The 17,761-nt window shown below is 68.6% G+C and carries 16 protein-coding genes; 1 reads left to right on the top strand and 15 read right to left on the bottom strand.

Features of this window, described 5'->3' with window-relative positions:
- Window positions 1-5: 5 nt before the first annotated feature.
- The 5 genes from V9L21_RS21145 to V9L21_RS21125 are packed head-to-tail and all read right to left on the bottom strand — an operon-like array spanning window position 6 to window position 4,008.
- Window positions 6-797 carry an ABC transporter permease gene (locus tag V9L21_RS21145; RefSeq protein ID WP_337314876.1) on the bottom strand — a complete coding sequence of 264 codons (792 nt, stop codon included), beginning with the start codon at window positions 795-797 and terminating at the stop codon, window positions 6-8.
- A complete protein-coding gene (locus V9L21_RS21140; RefSeq protein ID WP_337314875.1) occupies window positions 794-1,564 on the bottom strand; it encodes an ABC transporter permease in 771 nt (256 codons plus the stop codon). The genes V9L21_RS21145 and V9L21_RS21140 overlap by 4 nt, the downstream gene beginning before the upstream one ends.
- Window positions 1,557-2,339 carry an ABC transporter ATP-binding protein gene (locus V9L21_RS21135; protein WP_126746635.1) on the bottom strand — a complete coding sequence of 261 codons (783 nt, stop codon included), beginning with the start codon at window positions 2,337-2,339 and terminating at the stop codon, window positions 1,557-1,559. Before V9L21_RS21135 ends, V9L21_RS21140 begins: the two co-directional genes overlap by 8 nt.
- Window positions 2,336-3,280, bottom strand: coding sequence for an ABC transporter substrate-binding protein (locus tag V9L21_RS21130; RefSeq protein WP_337314874.1), 945 nt, complete (start codon window positions 3,278-3,280; stop codon window positions 2,336-2,338). The genes V9L21_RS21135 and V9L21_RS21130 overlap by 4 nt, the downstream gene beginning before the upstream one ends.
- A complete protein-coding gene (locus V9L21_RS21125; protein ID WP_337314873.1) occupies window positions 3,277-4,008 on the bottom strand; it encodes a TetR/AcrR family transcriptional regulator in 732 nt (243 codons plus the stop codon). The genes V9L21_RS21130 and V9L21_RS21125 overlap by 4 nt, the downstream gene beginning before the upstream one ends.
- Window positions 4,009-4,108: 100 nt before the next feature.
- Between V9L21_RS21125 and V9L21_RS21120 the strand changes: the two genes are divergently transcribed.
- Window positions 4,109-6,115, top strand: coding sequence for an acetoacetate--CoA ligase (locus tag V9L21_RS21120; RefSeq protein WP_337314872.1), 2,007 nt, complete (start codon window positions 4,109-4,111; stop codon window positions 6,113-6,115).
- Here the strand turns inward: V9L21_RS21120 and V9L21_RS21115 are convergent.
- From V9L21_RS21115 to hydA, 10 genes are all read right to left on the bottom strand, one after another.
- A complete protein-coding gene (locus V9L21_RS21115) occupies window positions 6,097-7,926 on the bottom strand; it encodes an adenylate/guanylate cyclase domain-containing protein (protein WP_443305324.1) in 1,830 nt (609 codons plus the stop codon). The genes V9L21_RS21120 and V9L21_RS21115 overlap by 19 nt on opposite strands.
- 244 nt (window positions 7,927-8,170) lie before the next feature.
- Window positions 8,171-8,884 carry a 2OG-Fe(II) oxygenase gene (locus tag V9L21_RS21110; RefSeq protein ID WP_337314870.1) on the bottom strand — a complete coding sequence of 238 codons (714 nt, stop codon included), beginning with the start codon at window positions 8,882-8,884 and terminating at the stop codon, window positions 8,171-8,173.
- Between the two features lie 83 nt (window positions 8,885-8,967).
- Window positions 8,968-9,732, bottom strand: a complete 765-nt coding sequence (locus V9L21_RS21105; protein WP_337314869.1) for a 2-keto-4-pentenoate hydratase — start codon at window positions 9,730-9,732, stop codon at window positions 8,968-8,970.
- Window positions 9,729-11,108: an amidase gene (locus V9L21_RS21100; protein ID WP_337314868.1), complete on the bottom strand. Its 1,380-nt coding sequence runs from the start codon at window positions 11,106-11,108 to the stop codon at window positions 9,729-9,731. Before V9L21_RS21100 ends, V9L21_RS21105 begins: the two co-directional genes overlap by 4 nt.
- 7 nt (window positions 11,109-11,115) lie before the next feature.
- Window positions 11,116-12,156: a TRAP transporter substrate-binding protein gene (locus tag V9L21_RS21095; RefSeq protein WP_337314867.1), complete on the bottom strand. Its 1,041-nt coding sequence runs from the start codon at window positions 12,154-12,156 to the stop codon at window positions 11,116-11,118.
- Between the two features lie 2 nt (window positions 12,157-12,158).
- Complete coding sequence (locus tag V9L21_RS21090) at window positions 12,159-13,451, bottom strand: TRAP transporter large permease (RefSeq protein WP_337314866.1); 1,293 nt, start codon at window positions 13,449-13,451, stop codon at window positions 12,159-12,161.
- Window positions 13,448-14,107, bottom strand: coding sequence for a TRAP transporter small permease subunit (locus V9L21_RS21085; RefSeq protein WP_337314865.1), 660 nt, complete (start codon window positions 14,105-14,107; stop codon window positions 13,448-13,450). The genes V9L21_RS21090 and V9L21_RS21085 overlap by 4 nt, the downstream gene beginning before the upstream one ends.
- Window positions 14,108-14,118: 11 nt before the next feature.
- On the bottom strand, window positions 14,119-15,198 hold the full coding sequence (locus tag V9L21_RS21080) for a TRAP transporter substrate-binding protein (RefSeq protein ID WP_337314864.1): 1,080 nt from the start codon (window positions 15,196-15,198) through the stop codon (window positions 14,119-14,121).
- A 174-nt stretch (window positions 15,199-15,372) separates the two neighbouring features.
- Window positions 15,373-16,206 carry an IclR family transcriptional regulator gene (locus V9L21_RS21075; RefSeq protein WP_337314863.1) on the bottom strand — a complete coding sequence of 278 codons (834 nt, stop codon included), beginning with the start codon at window positions 16,204-16,206 and terminating at the stop codon, window positions 15,373-15,375.
- An 82-nt stretch (window positions 16,207-16,288) separates the two neighbouring features.
- A complete protein-coding gene (gene hydA, locus V9L21_RS21070; RefSeq protein WP_337314862.1) occupies window positions 16,289-17,716 on the bottom strand; it encodes a dihydropyrimidinase in 1,428 nt (475 codons plus the stop codon).
- Between the last annotated feature and the right edge of the window lie 45 nt (window positions 17,717-17,761).

The raw sequence follows: 17,761 nt of genomic DNA, 5'->3' as shown, positions 1-17,761 counted from the left end.
GTTCGTCAGGGCTGCTGCCAGCGCAGCAGCCGCTTCTCGGCAAAAGCCAGCAGCGCATTGCTCACGAAGCCGATGAGCCCGAGCAGCACGATGCCGGCGAAAAGATCGCTGGCGCGAAACGCGCGCGCCGCGAGAAGAATGGCCTGGCCCAGGCCGCTTTGCGAAGCGATCATTTCGCCCACCACCGCAACGATGAGCGCAATGGTCAGCGCGAGCCGCATGCCGGCCAGGATGTCGGGCATGGCGTTGGGCAGGCCCATCTTCCAGACGAAGGCTGCGCGCGACATCTGCAGGCAGCGCGCCACTTCCGAAAGCCGCGGTTCCACGGCCGCAAAGCCGTGCACCGTGGCCAGCAGCACCGGCCACATCGCGCCGAAGGCCACCACGAAGAGCACCATGCCCGGGTTCAGCCCGAAGATCGAGATGGCCAGCGGCAGCAGCGCCGAGGCCGGCAGCGGGCGAATGAATTCGAGCGTCGGCTGCACCCACGCGCGCACCGCGGGCGACACGCCAATGGCCGCGCCCAGCACCACGCCGAACAGCGAGGCCAGCAGCCAGCCCTGCACCATGCGGCCGACGGTAGCCTGCGTGAAGGCGAGCAGTTCGCCGTTGCCGTTCGCATCCGAAAGGTTGAGCCCTTCGAGCAGGCTCGCAAAGGTGGCTTGCGGCGTGGGCAGGAACACGCGGCTCACCCAGCCCGCGTTGCTGGCAACCCACCACAGTGCGATGAGCGCGCACAGCACGGCGACCGAGCCGAACCATTCCGTGCCGATGCGGCGGCGGCCTGCCCCGTTCATGGAAGCACCCCCATGCGCCGGGCCACCACGCGCTGCAGCAGCACCATGCCCGCATTGATCGCAAAGCCCACCACGCCGATCCAGCCTAGCCAGGCGAGCATCAGCGCCGGGTCGAAGCTTTGCTGCGCGATCATCATCGCGTAGCCCATGCCGTGCGGGTTGGCCGCAATCTCCACCGTCACGGCCACCACCAGCGCCACCGCCACGCCGAGCCGCAGCGCGACGAACAGGCGCGGCGCGATGGCTGGCAGCACGATCTTGAAGGCGCGCTCGCGCGGCGAGAGCCCCAGCACGCGGCTCACTTCGAGCAGCCGGGGCTCGATCTGCTGCACCGCCGACTGCACAAGCACCAGCAGTGGCCAGAAGGTGGCGAACGCAACGATGGCCAGCTCCATGCGCACGCCGAAGCCGAAGGTCAGCATCGCGAGCGGGATCAGCGCCACCGAAGGCACCGGCCGCAGCACTTCGATGGAAAGCGAACCGAGCTGCGCCGCGCGGCGCGAGAGCCCGATCACCAGCCCGAGTGCAATGCCGAGCACCGCGCCCAGCAACAGGCCGAGCGCGGCCGTGCCCAGTGTGAAGCCCGTGGCCTGCCACAGCGAACCGTCGAGCGCTGCGCCCATGAAGGCCTTGGCCGCGGCACTCGGCGGCGCAAGCGCATCGCTGCCCAATGCGGCCGCGCGGCGTGCGTACCACTCGAAGGCGCCGACCAGCGCGGCCGGAAAGACCCACGGCCGCAGCCAGCGAAAGAAGCCGCTTTCAGTCATGGCCCTGCTCGATGAAGGCAAACAACTCGCGGCGAAGCCGCAGATACTCCGGATGCTCCTTGGTCGTGAGCTGGTCGCGCGGGCGCGGAATCTTCACGTCGATCATTCGCGCCAGGCTGGGCCGCCCCGGCCCGGGGTTGGCCTGCAGGGCGATCACGCGGTCGCCCAGATAAATGGCTTCTTCCAGGTCGTGCGTGACGAACAGCACCGTCAGCCCGTCGTCGCGCACCAGCCGCGCGAGTTCATCCTGCAGGCTCTGCCGCGTGAGCGCATCGAGCGCGCCGAAGGGCTCGTCCATCATCATGAGTTCGGGCTTCTGCGCCAGGCAGCGGGCAATCTGCGCGCGCTGCTGCATGCCGCCCGAAAGCTGCACCGGAAACTTCTGCGCGTGCTTAGCAAGCCCCACCTTGCCGAGCACGTCGGCAATGCGCGGCGCACGCTCTGCGGCAGGCACGCCTGCGGCTTCGAGCGCCAGGCTCACGTTGCCCTCCACCGTGCGCCAGGGCAGCAGCGCGCGGCCATAGTCCTGGAACACGAAGGCCACTTCGCGCGAAGGCTCCGTCATCTTCACGCCGTTGCGCCGCACCTCGCCGGCACTGGCGGTGACAAGGCCGCTGGCCGCGCGCAGCAGCGTGGTCTTGCCGCAGCCGCTCGGGCCGACGATGCAGACGAACTCGCCGCGCGCCACGTCGAACGAAGTGGGCGACAGGATCTCGCGCCCGCCGAGCCGGATCGCGACGCCATCGAAGCGAAGGAAGTCGGCGGCAGCGTTCACTTGGCAATCAGCTTTGCAACGTCGATGGAGGTCTTCAGCATGTCCTGGTCCTTCATCAGGCCGACCCAGTAGCCCAGCTGCTTTTCGTTCACGGTGGCGCCCGGCGGCGAGATCTGGATCTTCGCGAGCACTTCGGGCGGCAGCTTGATGTACTTGCCGATGGCCGCGCGCACCTTGGCGTCGTTCTTCGGCTGCTGCATGAAGGCCGCGGCCTCGACCAGCGACTCGCGGAACGCGCGCGCGGCACCCGGGTTCTTTGCCACCCACTGGCGCTTGGCCGCATGCACGATGGTCTGGTTGTTCTCCGGCAGGAAGGTGGAGTAGTACGAGGCCACGTAGCCCGCGCCGCTCTCGGTGATGCGGCTCATGAATGGGTCGGCCGACACCACCGCATCGACCGAGCCGCCGCGCAGCAGGTCGGCGTGCTGCGGAAACGACGCCTCGACGAAGTTGACCTTGCGGTAGTCCACGCCGCTGTCCTTGAGCCAGGCGCGAAAGGTCACGTGCAGGAAAGCGCCGAGCCCCGGCACGCCGATCTTCTTGCCCACGCAATCCTGCGGGTTCTTGATGCCCGAGCCCGCGCGCGCCACCAGTCCGAAGCCGGTGATCGTCTTCGACGTGAGCCCACCGCCCGCGACCAGCACCAGGTCGAGTCCGCCGTCCACCGCCTGCAGGAACACCGAGGGCGTGGGCCCGCCGATCTGCAGCGAGTCGGACTGCAGCGCCGCGGGAATGGTGGAGTTGAGCGGGATGAACTTGAGCTCCACCTCGAGGTTGCGCTTCTTGAAGTAGCCCTCCTCGGCGGCCACGAACACCGAGGCGAAGTCCGACACGGCCGTGTAGCCGAACACGATCTTCGGGTTCGATTGCGCGCGCGATGGCAGGGCCGCGGCGGCCGATGCGGCGCCCAGCACCGACAGCAGGGTGCGTCGTTTCATCATGTCTTTTGTCTCCTGGGGGGGGTGGTTTTCTTTGGCGGGGTCTTCGGGCGCGGCAGCGCGGCACGCAGCCCGCCGACGATGAAGTTCACGAGCATTGGCGCGGCCGCCGGATCGCTGCGAACGTTCTCGCCGTGCGACAGCCGTTCGATGCGGCTGTCGTTCAGGTGATGCAACAAGGCGCCCAGCGCAAACTGGTAGGCCCACGCCACCTGCCCGCGCGTGGCGTGCGGCATGGCGAGGTGCAGTGCGTCGATGTACGCCTCGGCCAGGGGATCGAAGTAGCCGCGCAGCACGCGGTCGGCTTCTTCGGTGGCGTGGTAGAGCTCGCGCGCCACCAGCAGCGCGTAGTACTCGCCCTCGGCGCTGGCGCGCAGCGCAAGCACGGGGCCGGTAAAGGCCTCGATGATGCGCGGCAGCGTGCGCAGGTCGGCCGGGTCGATGTGCACCGCCTTGAGGCCCGCCAGCCGCTCATCGATGCTGTGGCTCCAGTGCTCGAAGATCGCGTGGAAGAGCTCGTGCTTCGGGCCGTAGTAGTAGCCCACCAGGGCCAGCGGCACGCCCGCCTCTTCGGCAATCTGGCGGATCGTGACCGCGTGGTAGCCGTGTTGCGCAAAAAGCTTTTCAGCCGCGAGCAGGATGGCCTGCCGCCGGTCGGGCCGGGTGGCTTCGGCCACAGGGGCCGCAGCCCGGTGGGCGCTTCGTTTGGCAGGCGGGGTCCGGGTGTTCATCGGGCGTATTGAACGTCTGTACAAAACTATTGAACACACGTACAAACCCTGAGGTCAACCCCGATTGAGCGGGGTGGATTGCAGCATTACGCTCAATGCCATGCTCGCTCCCAACATTCCCCAGATCCGCCTCTACCAGGACTGGCTGCGCGACCAGCGCGGCCTCTCGTTCGACACCTACGACGCGCTGTGGCGCTGGTCAGTGACTGACCTGGACGCCTTCTGGCAGAGCATCTGGGACTACATGGGCATGCGGTCGCCCACGCCGCACACCGCGGTGCTGGCTGAAGCGCGCATGCCCGGCGCCACGTGGTTCCCGGGCGCGCAGGTCAACTACGCGCGCGAGGTGCTGCGCCATGCCGATGCGGCGCACGCGGCCGGCATGCCCGCCATCGTGAGCGACAACGAGCTCGGCCAGGTGCGCGAGATGTCGTGGCCCGAGCTGCGCCGCCAGGTGGCTTCGGTTGCGCTCACGCTGCGCTCGCTTGGCGTGCGACGCGGAGACCGCGTGGCCGCCTACATGCCCAACGTGCCCGAAACCATGGTGGCATTTCTCGCGTGCTCGAGCATCGGTGCGGTGTGGAGCGTGTGCGCGCCCGACATGGGCACGGCCGCCGTGGTCGACCGCTTCCGGCAGATCGAACCCACGCTGCTGATTGCCGCCGACGGCGTGCACTACGGCGCCAAGCCCATCGATCGCAGCGCCGTGGTGCAAGAGCTGCGCGGCGCACTGCCCAGCGTGCAGAAGCTGCTGCTGCTCCGAACGCCGTATGCCGCGCAACAGCTTGATGTCGATGCCGGCTGGCAAGACGCCATTGCGCGCAACGACGCCGAGGTGGCCGCCTTCGAGCCCGAGTGGCTGCCCTTCGATCATCCGATATGGATCGTCTATTCGAGCGGCACCACCGGCCTGCCCAAGCCCATCGTGCACGGGCAGGGCGGCATCATCATGACCATGTATGCCTGCGGGCTGCACAACGACGTGGGCGCGAGCTACGGTGCCAACAACTTCGGCGAGCGCTTCCACTGGTACAGCTCCACCGGTTGGGTCATGTGGAACTGCCAGCTCGGCGGGCTGGCGTTCGGCTCGACCATCGTCATCTACGACGGCCACCCGGCCGGCAGCAAGGAGAAGCCCGACTGGGCCGTGCTGTGGCGCTTTGTCGCCAAGCACCGCATCAGCTTCTTCGGTGCCGGCGCGGCCTACTTCACCAATTGCATGAAGGCCGGCGTGGTGGCGGCCGAATGCGGAGACCTTACCCGCGTGCGCGCGCTCGGCAGCACCGGCTCGCCGCTGTCGGAAGAAGTGCAGCGCTGGGGCACGGAGCAGCTGCTGGCCGCGGGCGCCCACAGCGTGTGGTGGTGCAACATTTCGGGCGGCACCGACTTCTGCGGCGCGTTCGTCGGTGGCAACCGCGAACTGCCCGAAGTGCCCGGCCAGATGCAGTGCCGGCAGCTCGGCCACGCGGTCGAGGCTTGGAACGAAGATGGCCAGCCCGTCATCGGCGAAGTGGGCGAGCTGGTCTGCACCAAGGCGATTCCATCGATGCCGCTGTACTTCTGGGGCGACGAAGGCAATGCGCGCTACCTGTCGAGCTACTTCGACACCTACCCCGGCATCTGGCGCCACGGCGACTGGATCAAGATCGGCGAAGACGGCGGCTGCATCATCTACGGCCGCAGCGACGCCACCATCAACCGCCAGGGCCTGCGCATGGGCACCAGCGAGATCTACAGCGCCGTGGAAGGCCTGCCCGAAGTGCTCGATTCGATGGTGGTCGACCTCGAATACCTCGGCCGTGAAAGCTACATGCCGCTGTTCGTGGTACTGCGCCCCGGCGTACCGCTGGACAACGCCATGCGCGCGAAGATCAACGACGCCATCAAGACATCGCTCTCGCCGCGCTTTGCGCCCAACGACATCTTCCAGGTCGACGAAATCCCGCGCACGCTTTCGGGCAAGAAGCAGGAGCTGCCGATCAAGAAGCTGCTGCTCGGCCAGCCGATCGAGAAAGTGGTCAACCGCGAGGCCATGGCCAACCCTGGCAGCCTCGACTGGTTCGTGGCGTTTGCAGCGCGGCGCGCGGCTCAGGCCAGCAGTTCGTAGAGCACCATGCGCGTGCGGCGCCCGCGAATTTCCGCATCTTCCTCGATGCGGCGCGTGCGCAGCCGCCCGCGCAGCGCCTCATAGGTGGCCTCCGACACCAGCGTTTGCGTGCCCAGCTGCTTGTTGATGCCCTCGATGCGGCTCGCCACGTTGATCACGTCGCCAAAGGCGGTGTAGGCCAGGCGGTCGTTCGACCCGAGCACGCCGGCAATCACCACGCCCGTGTGAATGCCGATGCGCGTGCGGAATTCGGGCAGCCCTTCGGCGCGCCACTTGCGGTTGAGCTCGCCCATTTCGGCATGCAGCTGAAGCGCCGCCGTGCAGGCCTGGTACTCCGCGTCGCGCAGGTCCGCGGGTGCGCCCCACAGCACCATGATGCCGTCGCCGATGAACTTGTCGATCACGCCGCCGTGCTGCGCGAACACGCGCGCCGCAAGATTGAAGTACTCGGTCAGCATGCCCACCAGCACATCGGGTTCGAGCGATTCCGAGATGCGGGTAAAGCCCTCGACATCGGTGAACATCACGGCAATGCGGCGCGGCGATCCGCTGGGCGCCAGCGTGTGGCCTTCGGCAATGAGCCGGTTGATCACGTCGACCGGCACGAACTTGCTGAACGCCTTGAGGCTTCGCGCCGATTCGTCCAAGGCCTGGTCCAGGTGCTGGATTTCGAGCACCCGGCTCGGTTCGCGCGGCAGGTTGTCCAGCTCCAGCAAGCCGATGCGCCGCGCGATGCGCGACAGGTTCTCGACCGGCGCCGTGACCAGCTTGGAGAGCCGCAGCGACAGCAGGAGCGTCGCCGCCAGGAAAATCACGGCCAGCAGCAGCCCCCACAGCACGGCGCGCTGCAGGCCGCCCAGCAGCATGTCTTCGGGCACCCAGCTCACCAGCTGCCAGCCGGTGGACGGAATGCGCGAGTGCTGCACCAGATAGCGCTTGCCATCGAACGCGATCGAAAAGCTGGTGTCGTGCGGTCCGGCCGCAAGGCCGTCGGCAACCATGTGCTCGTGCAGCGCGCCGAGAATGCCGCCCTTGGCCGGTGCCAGTTCGCGGACCACGCCCGGCACGTCGCTGCGGGCGAGCACTTGATAGTCGGCGCTCAGCAATGCGCTGTTGCCTTGCCCGCTGCCGCTGCTGAAAAGGCGCACGAATTCGGACAACCGCCCCAGCGACACGTCGCCCGCCACGATCATGGCGCCGTCGCTGCCTTCGTCCGGGCCGCGCCTGCTTGGCAGCGCATAGGTCACGCCCAGCTCCTGCGCGGCGGCAAAAACGTAGGGCTGGGTCCAGATCGGGCCCTTGGCCTGGCGGGCCTGCAGGTACCAGCTGCGCTGCGTCGGGTCGTAGCTGCTGCGGTAAGCCTCGATGCGCGTCGTGCCGTAGCGTTGCCGCACGTCGCCCGGCGCATCGGAGGCGGGCTTGTACTGCCATGTTTCCGTGGTGAAAGCCGGCCCGCGCGAAATCTGCCGCACCGCCAGCGCCGGATAGCGCAACACCATCAGCATCTGCCCGTCGTTGTTGGCGACGTAGGTGCTGTCGAGCTCGGGCGATTGCTGCAGCAGCGTCCACAGCAGTTCGGCGGTCTGGCCGGAGTTGTCACCCGCGGGGCGCAGGTTGGGCGAGTCGCTGATTGCGCCCACCACCGATTCGGTCTTGGCCAGGAAGGCGAGCACCTTGTCTTCGGTGCGGTCGTGGTTTGCCTTGTGGGCCGATTGGCCGATGCTGGAGACCAAACGCTGCGAGCCCCAGTACCCCAGCGCCACCAGCAGCAGCGACTGGCTCAGGGCAACGGCGCTGACGACGGTGCCCACGTCCACTCTGAAGCGGCGCGGCTTGCGATAGGGGCCCGTGGCCCTTGGCGGTGTTGGTGTTGTCTCCACAGAAGCAAAAGACGGCTGCGGCGTCGAGGAATGCAGCGGTCATTTTGCGTTGAGTGCGCTAACAGGTGTCAGCGTAAGTGTGCAGTGCGCTACTAACGCACTTAAGTTTTCATTGGAGGTGTGCAGGATTTCGCGGCTGCCGCAACACTTCCGCGCCGCACGGGAACTATTTGGGTCAGCGCGCGTCGTGAAAAATAATTCCGAGTGTGTGGCGCCGCCCGGAGCGCACGCGGCTCACGCCGTGCCGCATCGTCACGCGGTAGGTGCCGCGCGTGCCCGCCACCGGCCGCTGGTTCACCGCGAAGATCACCGCCTCGCCCTGCGCGAGCGACACCACCTCGGCGCGCGACTGCATGCGTGGCCGCTGCTCGGTCAGCACGAATTCGCCGCCCGTGAAGTCTTCCCCCGGCCGGCTCAGCAGCACCGTGAGTTGCAGCGGAAACTGCAGGTCGCCATACAGGTCCTGGTGCAGGCAGTTGTAGTCGCCCTCCTCGTAGCGAAGCAGCAGCGGCGTGGGGCGCAACTGGCCCGCCGCATGGCAGCGCGCGAGGTAGGAGGCGTGGTCCGCCGGGTAGGCGGCCGGCTGGCCCATGGCCGCGGCCCACGCGTTGGCAAGAGGTGCCAGCCGCTCGTAGAGGGCGCTGCGCCACCCGGCGAGCAAGGGTGGCAGCGGGTTGGCGAAATACTGATACTCGCCCTGGCCGAAGCCGTGGCGCTGCATTACCACGCGGCTGCGGAAATGACCGGGCTCGTCGTAGAGCGCAGTAAGTGCGGCGCATTCCTTGGGGCTGAACAGCACACCCGTCGTGGCGCAGCCGCGCGTGGCGAGTTCGGTTTCGATGCGCGGCCAGTCGAGGGCCGCGACAGATTGTTCGGTAGAGATCGGCATGCGGCCAGTGTGCTGCCGGCGTGGCTGCGACGCTCGCTGTTTCCGGACATGGGTTCCGGCCGCAGTGGCGCACGCGAACGATGTCAGAACGAAAGGGCCACAGGCGCCAGTTCGCCGATTTCCACGCGCACGGCCGTGCCCGCCGAGGCGAACAGCATGCCGGTGCACGAGCCGCTGGTGACGATCTGCCCTGCCTTGAGCCCGCCGTCGCGCGCGGCGCAATGGTTGGCAAGCCACACCAGCAGCGCGCCCGCGTTGGGGCTCGGATGCCCGCCCACGGTGCGCGCGACGGTCTGCCCGTCGAAATGCACGGCGGCCTCTGCGCGCCGCAGGTCGAACCAGGCCGGTGCGAACGGCTGGCGGCGGCCCAGCACCAGCGCGCCATGGCTCAGCAGGTCGGCCAGCAGGGCGTTGGCATCGGCGCCGAACCAGTCGGCCAGCCGGGTCTCGACGATCTCGATCACCGGCAGCACCGATTCGACGGCGCCTGCCACATCGGCCAGCGTGTAGGGCGTGGGGCGCGGCGGCAGGTCGGTGCCGAGCTGGAAGCCGATCTCGGCCTCGATGCCGCGCAGCCGCCATGCCGGGCCCTGCAGTCGCACGCCATCGGGCAGCAGCCCCTCGGCCGGCAGCGGTGCGCAGGTGGGCTCGTGGCCGGGTGCCCGGGCGCCGACCTTCCAGCCGCCGGCCGGGCCGATTGCCGCCAGCGTGGCGTCCTGGATGGCATAGGCCTCGGCGCGGCTGGCCGGCTGCAGCAGCGTGGAGGGTACGCGCCGCCCCTCGCGCCGCGCGAGGCACAGGGCGTGCGCGGCGCTGGCCGGCGCAAGGCCGCCGGCCGTCGCGCTCACAGGGCGGGAAAGCGCTGCCACGGATGCGCGCGTTCGAATTCGCGGGACAGCGCCAGCAGCGCGTTGTCGCCGCCTTCGCGCGCGACCAGCTGCAGCCCCACCGGCAGGCCCTCGGCAAAGCCGCAGGGCAACGCGATCGCGGGCAGGCCCACGGCATTGACGAAGCCGGCGAACACCGCGTGGCCGCGCGGGCCGACCTCGCGGCCGTCGATGCGCGGCGGATGGGTGTCGGCCGCGGGCCAGGGCAGCGCCGCGGTTGCGGGGGTCAGCAGGAAGTCGTGCTGCTCGAACAGGCCGGCGAGTTCGCCGCGCAGGCGCTCGGCCTCGAACAGCAGCTCGAACAACTCGCGCGCCGAGGCGGCGCGGCCGGTTTCGGTGTTGGCCTGCATTGCGGGGCCGAACAGCGCGGGATCGAAGGGGCGGGCCGAGAGTTCGCGCGGATGGTCCACCAGCCAGGCCAGACCCACCTGCGCGAGTAGCGGCCAACGCTGGTTCACCGCCTCGGCCAACTCGAAGCGCGGCAGCGTCGTGACCTGGTGGCCGAGCGCGGCCAGGTTGTCGGCCGCGGCATCCACCAGCCGCGCGATGCGTGGGTCCACCGGGTGGTCCGCGAAGCGCGGCAGGTAGAGGATGCGTGCGGGCCTGGCTTCATGCGGTGCATCGGCCTCGGCGCGCGGCGCAATCGCCCGCATCACCGCGGCCACGTCGTCTACGCAGCGCGCCATCGGCCCCACCACCTCGAAGTCCAGAAAGATCGGCGGCAGGCCGTTGCCGCGCCGCACGCGACCGCGCGAGGGCTTGAGCCCGACCAGGTTGGTGTGCGAGGCGGGCCTGCGTATGGAACCGCCGCCATCGGTGCCCAGCGCGATCGGGCAGCCCCCCGCGGCCACCAGCGCCACCGCGCCGCCCGAGGAGCCGCCGGGCGTGAGCGCCGGGTTCCACGGATTGCCGGTGGGCCCGAACACCGGGTTGCCGGTGTAGCCCTGCATCGTGAACTCGGGCACGTTGGTCTTGCCGAAGATCACCGCGCCGGCCTCGCGCAGCCGCGCCACCGGGAGCTCGTCGCGCTCGGCGACGAAGCCCGCCAGCGCGCGGCTGCCCCAGTGCGTGGGCAGGCCGCGCACCTGCAGGTTGTCCTTGATGGTGGCCGGCACGCCGTCGAGCGCGCCGAGCGCACGGCCCGAGCGCCAGCGCGCGGTGCTTTGCGCGGCGGCCTCGGCCGCGCCTTCGGCGTCGAGCGCGACCAGCGCATTGAGCCGCGGGTTCACTTCGGCGCTGCGTGCCAGGCAAGCTGCGAGCGCCTGGTCCGGCGTGAAGGCGCCGGCGCCAAAACCTTCGGCGAGCTGGGCCGCCGTGAGTTGCCAGAGTGCTTTCATCGTGCGCTTACCGGAGGCCCACCACCGGCGCGACAACCTGCTTCCAGATGGCCGAGCACTTGTCGTAGGACTTGTCGCAAACCTCCGCCCACAGCGGCAGCGAAACTGCGCCGACCGCATCGCGCACCAGCTTCTGGTCGGCCGGCTTCACCGGCACTTCCTTCATGGCGTAGCGCTTGCCGAGCTTGCACGGCTCGCGCCCCACGTTGCAGCGCGAGGCGTCGTCCCACAGCTCGCGCGAATAAGCCCAGGTGTCGGCCTCCAACTGCTGGAAGGCGGCCGTCATCCTGGCTTGCTGCGCGGGCGGCAGCGCATTCCACTTCTTCAGGCTGATGGCATAGGCGACGAAGTGGATCTGGAAGCCGATCGGCATGACATGCGTGGTCACCTCGGGCCAGCCGGCCGAGTTGGCGGAGCTCGGCCCGGTGATGGCGCAGTCGACCACGCCACGCTCCAGCGCCTGCTGCGTCTCGGTGAAAGCCAGCGCCACCGGAATGCCGTCGAGCCGCTCGATGAAGCGCGCGAGCGACTGGTCGCTGACCCGCACCTTCTTGCCCTTGAGATCGGCAAGGCCCGCAATCGGGGTCTTGCAGAACATGATCTGCGGGCCGAACGGATAGGTGCCCAGCAGCTTGGCGTCATGGCGCTCCTGCAGCCGCGTGTCGAGGGGCGCGCGGTAAGCATCGACCACCTTGCGCGCGGTGTCGTAGTCGGTCGAGAGGCCGACGATGTCGGGGCCGAGCAGGAACGGATCGTCGCGCGAGACCTGCGCGAGCCGCAGCGCCACGATGTCGAACAGCCCCGACTTGAGCACGCGCAGGCTGTCGGCGTCTTTCATGCCGAGCACGTCGAGCGGCTTGTAGTCGGCATCGATCGGCAGGCCGGTGTTCTTCGCGAAGTTCTCGAAGAACGGCTGCTCCTTGTGCTGCTGGATCTGGCCGCCGGACACCAGGCTGCCGGCCACGCGCAGCCGTGCGTTCTGGGCCGGCGCGGGCAGCGCCAGGGCGAGGGCGGCCGCGGCAACGAGAACGGGCTTGAGTTTCTTCATCATCACATGCGTCCCGGCAGCCAGGTCACCAGCTGCGGCACGGCCAGGAGCAGCAGGGTGAACAGGATCATGATCAGCGCATAGGGCAGTGCGCCCCATATCGCGTCCTCGATGCCGCCCTTGTCGGGCCGGATGCCGTGCACCACGAAAAGGTTCATGCCCACCGGCGGTGTGATGAGCCCGAGCTCGCACATCAGCACGATGAAGATGCCGAACCAGATCGGGTCGACGCCCAGCGCGGTGGCGATCGGGTAGGTGATGGGAATGGTTGCCACCTGCATCGACAGCACGTCCATGAACATGCCGAGCACCAGGTAGAACACCATCAGCGCCAGGATCAGCCCCGTGGCCGACAGGCCCAGGCCCGAGACCCACTTGGTCATGGCCTCGGCCACGCCGGTGAGGCTCACCGTCAGGTTCAGCACGAAGGCCGCCACCACGATCAGCAGGATCATGCCGCTCACGCGCGCGGTCGAGACGAAGCAGTTGCGCATCAGCTCCCAGCTCAGCTTGCCCGAATGCAGCACGAAGCCCAGCGCCGCAATCACGCCCAGCGCGGCGCTCTCGGCCGCGGTGGCAATGCCGAAGTAGAGGCTGCCCATCACAATGCCGAACACCACCGCCGGCGGCACCAGGTGCACCAGCGCGCGGATGCGGTCATTCAGCGGCACCTTGGCCTCGCGCATCGCGTTGCCGCTCGCCAGGCTGGAGCCCGCGATCCACAGCATGAAGAGACCGGTCAGGAGCAGGCCCGGGATGATGCCCGCGATGAACAGCTTGCCGATCGAGTTGTTGGTGAGGGAGCCGTACACGATCATGTTCACGCTGGGCGGAATCAGAATGCCCAGCGTGCCGCCGGCGGCCAGGCTGCCGAGCGAGGCGCGCATCGAGTAGCCGCGCCGGTGCAGCGAAGGCAGCGCCACCGTGCCCACCGTGGCCGCGGTGGCCACCGACGAACCCGAGGTGGCCGCGAACAGCGCGCAGCTGCCGATGTTGGTGTGCAGCAGCCCGCCGGGCAGGCGGCCGAGCCAGGCCGACAGCGCGATGTACATGCGGTCGGCAATGCCCGAGCGCAGCAGCAGTTCGCCGAGCAGCACGAACAGCGGCACCGAGGTCAGCAGGTTCTCGTTCTGCACGCCCCAGACCACGGGCGCGATCGAGTCCATGAACGGCGCGCCGTAGGCCGCGATGCCGCCGACGATGCCCACCAGCGCCATCGACACGGCAATCGGCAGGCCGGCCAGCATCATGCCGAGCATCGCGAAGAACGCGAGTCCTATGACGAAGAGGTTCATGGCTGGCTTCCTCCGCCGGGCTGCGGTGCCTGGCGCACCGCGAGGTCGTCGAGCTCTTCCTTCAGCTCTTCCTTCGCGCTCTTGGGGTGGAAGTCGGCGTTCAGCGCCGCGATGTCGCCGCGAAGCAGCAGCCGGGTGGCGCGCAGCGCGAGCCCGCAGGCCACGAGCGCAAAAATCACGAGCCCGCCGTACCACACGCCCTGCGGAATGATCAGCGGCGTGGCCCATGGCGTCTGCGCGGTGCTGCGGTAGGCCATGGTGTCGCCGATCACCTTGAACGCCACCCAGCCGATGAACACCGCCAGAGCGGCCAGCGACACCGCCGAGATCCAGTTCAGCAGCGCCTGCACGCGGGCCGGAAATTTCTCGTGGAACACGTCGACGCGAATGTGGTTGCGGCCCATGAGCGCAAGGCTGAAGGCAATGGTCGAGCCCACCGCGAGCGCATAGCCGCCGAGCTCGTCCGCACCCTGCAGCGAGATGTTGAACAGCTTGCGCGCGGCGGTTTCGACGGTCACGATGAGCGACAGGCCGAGGAAGATCGCGCCGAAGATGGTGGCCAGCACGGTCTCCACGCGCGTCTTGAAGTCGATGCGCCGCGGCGCGGCCGGCGCTGCTTCAGGCAATGCGGCGGTGGGCTGCGGCCGCTCGCTCATGGCCGCGCTGCTCACTTGAGCCCCAGCACCGGTGCCACGGTGGCCTGCCAGCCCTTGGAACAGCCCGGGTTCGACTTGTCGCAGACCTCGGCCCACACCGGCAGCGACACCTTGCCGACCGCGCCGCGCACCAGCTCGAGGTCGGCCGGGGTGACCGGCACGTCGACCAGCTTGAACTTCTTGCCGGTGGTGCACGGGTCCTTGCCGGCGTTGCAGTTCAGCGCGTCGCGGAACAGCTCTTCGGAGTACTTCCACACCTCTTCGGTCAGGCCGTCGAAGGCCGCCTTGAGCTTGGCCTGCTGGTCGGGTTTGAGCGCGTTCCACGACTTCATCGTCATGCCGTAGCCGTTGAGCGCCATCTGGAAGCCGATGGCCAGCTGGTGGGTCGTGACCTCGGGCCAGCCGGCCGAGTTGGCCGAGCTCGGCCCGGTGATGGCGCAGTCGACCACGCCGAGCGACAGCGACTGGTGCGTGTCGGCAAACGACACCGGCACCGGCGTGCCGCCCACCATCTCGATGAACTTGGCCAGGTTCTGGTCGTACACGCGCACCTTCATGCCCTTGATGTCGGCCAGCGAGGCGATCGGCTTCTTGCAGAACAGGATCTGCGGGCCGAAGGGCCACACGCCGAGCAGCTTCACGTTGAACTGCTGCTGCAGCCGCGCATCGACCGTGTCGAAATAGGCCTTGGCCACCTTGCGGCCGGTGGCGTAGTCAGGCGCGGCGCCAACCAGGTCGAGGCCCAGGATCGTCGGCTCGTCGCGCGAGTTCTGCGACACGCGCAGCGAGACGATGTCGAACAGGCCCGCCTTCATCACCCGCAGCTGCTCGGTGTCCTTGATGCCCAGCGTGTCGATGGGCTTGTAGTCGACGTCGATCGGCAATCCGGTGCGTGCCGCAAAGTTCTCGAAGAAAGGCTGTTCCTTGTTCTTCTGGATCAGCCCGGTGGCCAGCGGCTGGCCGATGGCCTTGAGCTTGATCCGCTCCTGCGCCTGTGCGGCGGGCGGGGCGAGCAGCGCGGCCAGCGCGAGCACGAAGGCCGCGGCAAGCGGCTTAGAGAAGGAAGGCTTGGCAAGAGGACGCATCGGCATGATTTCTCCTGGGAAGGCAAAGGTGGGCGGATCGGCAAGGCGGCAATGAGGAGGCCATTGAACCGCGCTGCAAGGCACACGCGCGGAGTTTTCCGCGCACCGGGAACGGCAGAAAAAGTCTTTGCAGATCAAGCACTTGGCGCTGCGCGCCGGTGGAACGCGCGCCGCCGGCGGCTACTTCAGGCGCCCGCCGTAGGCCGCGGTGATCTCGTCGGCGGCGGCGCGCACCGTGGCGCCGAGTTGCGCGAAATCGGCCGCCTTGATCCGCTGCGTCGGCCCCACCAGCGAGATCGCGCCGAAGGGCTGCCCGTGCTCGTCGCGGATGGCGGCGGCAATGCAGCGCAGGCCCACGGCGTTCTGCTCGTCGTCCACCGCATAGCCCGCGCGGCGCACCTCGCCCAGCGTTTCGTGCAGCCGCGATGCGCGCGCAATGGTGTTGGCCGTGAGCTTGGGCAGGCCGTAGGTGCGCAGGTACTGCAGCACGTCGTCCTCCGCCATGGCGGCCAGGATGGCCTGCCCCATGGCGGTGCCGTGCAGCGGTGCGCGGAAACCCGGCTTGCCTATGGCGCGCATCAGCTCGCGGCTTTCCACCTGCGTGACGAACACGATGTCGCCCAGGTCGGCAATGCCCAGGTTGATGCTTTCGCCCGAGCTGTCGCGCAGCCGCCGCATCACCGGCAGCGCCAGGTGCGCAATGCGGCGCCGGCGCCCGAAGGCCGCCCCCACAGAGAAGCAGCGCACGCCCACATACCAGAGGCTGGTTTCGCGGTCGAACTGGACGAACTGGCGCTGCTCCAGCGTGGTGAGCAGGCGGTGCGCGGTGGACGAGGACAAGCCGCTGCGCGCCGCAATGTCGACCAGGCGGTAGCCCTCGTCGTCGTCGGCCAGCAGTTCGAGCAGCTGCATGGCCCGCGTGAGCGATTGCACGGTGCTGTCGCCGTCGCGGTCGATGCGTGTGACCTTGCCGGCGGCCTTGGAGGAGGAGCGGGGGGAGCTGCTGTCCGTCATGACGAAATCCTTGCAAGTTGCACGCCACCCCGCGGCCGGCCGGGTCGGAATCGGCCGCCTCCGGCACGCCCATCGCGCCCGCTCAGCCGCGCCGGCGGGGCTGCAGCGTGGGCGCGCCGCATGGCAGAAAGCGCCCGTGCCCGGCGCGCCCGGTAAACGCCGCGCCGTCCCACACCACCTCGCCGCGCGCCAGCGTCATGGCCGGCCAGGCCGACAGGCGCATGCCCTCATAGGGCGTGTAGTCGACGTCGTGGTGCAGCTGAGCATTGCCGAGCACGAACTCGCGCTCTTCCCAGATCACCAGGTCGGCGTCGCCGCCGACCGCGATGCTCCCCTTGCGCGGATGCAGTCCGTAGGCCCTGGCCGGGTTGGTGGCGGTGAGCTCGACAAACTTCTGCGGCGTGATGCGCCCGGCCATCACCCCTTCGGACCACAGCAGCGCCATGCGAGTTTCAAGGCCCGGAATGCCGTTGGGAATATGGCGAAACCCCACCTCCTGGCCGCCCGGCTTCTTGCCCTCGGGGTCGTCGAAGCGGAATGGAGCGTGGTCGGACGAGAACACGGTGAAGAGGCCGTCGTTGAGCCCGTCCCAGATCACCTGCTGGTTGGCCTTGTCGCGCGGCGGAGGGCTGCACACGCACTTGGCGCCCTGGTAGCTGTCGTCGATGCCCAGGTCTTCGGCCGTGAGGAAGAGGTATTGCGGGCAGGTCTCGGCGAACACGCTGAGCCCGTGCGCGCGGGCCCAGCGGATCTGTTCCACCGCCTCGCGGCCCGACACGTGAACGATCAGGATCGGCACGTCGACCAGCTCGGCCAGCGCAATCGCGCGGTGCGTGGCCTCGCGCTCCACCAGCATCGGCCGTGCATGCGCGTGGTAACGCGGCGCGGTGCGCCCCGCGGCCTCGAGGCGGCGAGTGAGCCACTCGATGCAGTCGGCGTTCTCGGCGTGGATCATGGCCATGGCGCCGTGCTCGCGCGCGACGTCGAGCACGTCCAGCACCTGGCCGTCGTCGAGCTTGAGGTCGTCGTAGGTCATGTAGATCTTGAACGAGCTGTAGCCCTCGCGGATCAGCGCCGGCAGTTCCTCGTTGAGCACCGTGGGCGTCGGGTCGCTCACGATCAGGTGGAAGGCGTAGTCGACGTGCGCCTGGCCTTCGGCGCGCCGGTGGTAGTCGTCCACGGCCGCGCGCAGCGACTGGCCCTTTTGCTGCGCCGCGAACGGAATCACCGTGGTGGTGCCGCCGCAGGCCGCGCTGCGCGTGCCGCTGGCAAAGCCGTCGGCCATGCGCATGGGGGCGGGCATCGGCTGGTCGAGGTGGCAGTGGGCATCGACGCCGCCGGGCGTTACCGTGCGGCCGGCCGCGTCTATCTCGCGCGCGCCGCCGGCCAGCGCCATGCCTAGCTGCACGATGCACCCTTCGCGCACTCCGATGTCGCATTGAAAGGTGTCGCTGGCCGTGACCGCCTGCGCATTGCGGATCACCAGGTCGAACGCCGAGTGGGAGCTCATGGAAGGACGTGCCTCATCTTGTCAACAAAAGGAATTGAATGTTGT

It is taken from the genome of Variovorax sp. CCNWLW235, from assembly GCF_037204085.1.
Classification (GTDB): Bacteria; Pseudomonadota; Gammaproteobacteria; order Burkholderiales; family Burkholderiaceae_C; genus Variovorax.
The sequence above is the reverse complement of the archived record's forward strand: the minus strand, read 5'-3'. Positions and strand labels throughout refer to the sequence as shown.

Bases quoted from the DNA above. Each gene is read 5' to 3' on its own strand.
- V9L21_RS21145 (WP_337314876.1), bottom strand. From the start codon at position 797: ATGAACGGGGCAGGCCGCCGCCGCATCGGCACGGAATGGTTCGGCTCG.
- V9L21_RS21140 (WP_337314875.1), bottom strand. From the start codon at position 1,564: ATGACTGAAAGCGGCTTCTTTCGCTGGCTGCGGCCGTGGGTCTTTCCG.
- V9L21_RS21130 (WP_337314874.1), bottom strand. From the start codon at position 3,280: ATGATGAAACGACGCACCCTGCTGTCGGTGCTGGGCGCCGCATCGGCC.
- V9L21_RS21125 (WP_337314873.1), bottom strand. From the start codon at position 4,008: ATGAACACCCGGACCCCGCCTGCCAAACGAAGCGCCCACCGGGCTGCG.
- V9L21_RS21120 (WP_337314872.1), top strand. From the start codon at position 4,109: ATGCTCGCTCCCAACATTCCCCAGATCCGCCTCTACCAGGACTGGCTG.
- V9L21_RS21110 (WP_337314870.1), bottom strand. From the start codon at position 8,884: ATGCCGATCTCTACCGAACAATCTGTCGCGGCCCTCGACTGGCCGCGC.
- V9L21_RS21100 (WP_337314868.1), bottom strand. From the start codon at position 11,108: ATGAAAGCACTCTGGCAACTCACGGCGGCCCAGCTCGCCGAAGGTTTT.
- V9L21_RS21095 (WP_337314867.1), bottom strand. From the start codon at position 12,156: ATGAAGAAACTCAAGCCCGTTCTCGTTGCCGCGGCCGCCCTCGCCCTG.
- V9L21_RS21090 (WP_337314866.1), bottom strand. From the start codon at position 13,451: ATGAACCTCTTCGTCATAGGACTCGCGTTCTTCGCGATGCTCGGCATG.
- V9L21_RS21085 (WP_337314865.1), bottom strand. From the start codon at position 14,107: ATGAGCGAGCGGCCGCAGCCCACCGCCGCATTGCCTGAAGCAGCGCCG.
- V9L21_RS21080 (WP_337314864.1), bottom strand. From the start codon at position 15,198: ATGCCGATGCGTCCTCTTGCCAAGCCTTCCTTCTCTAAGCCGCTTGCC.
- V9L21_RS21075 (WP_337314863.1), bottom strand. From the start codon at position 16,206: ATGACGGACAGCAGCTCCCCCCGCTCCTCCTCCAAGGCCGCCGGCAAG.
- hydA (WP_337314862.1), bottom strand. From the start codon at position 17,716: ATGAGCTCCCACTCGGCGTTCGACCTGGTGATCCGCAATGCGCAGGCG.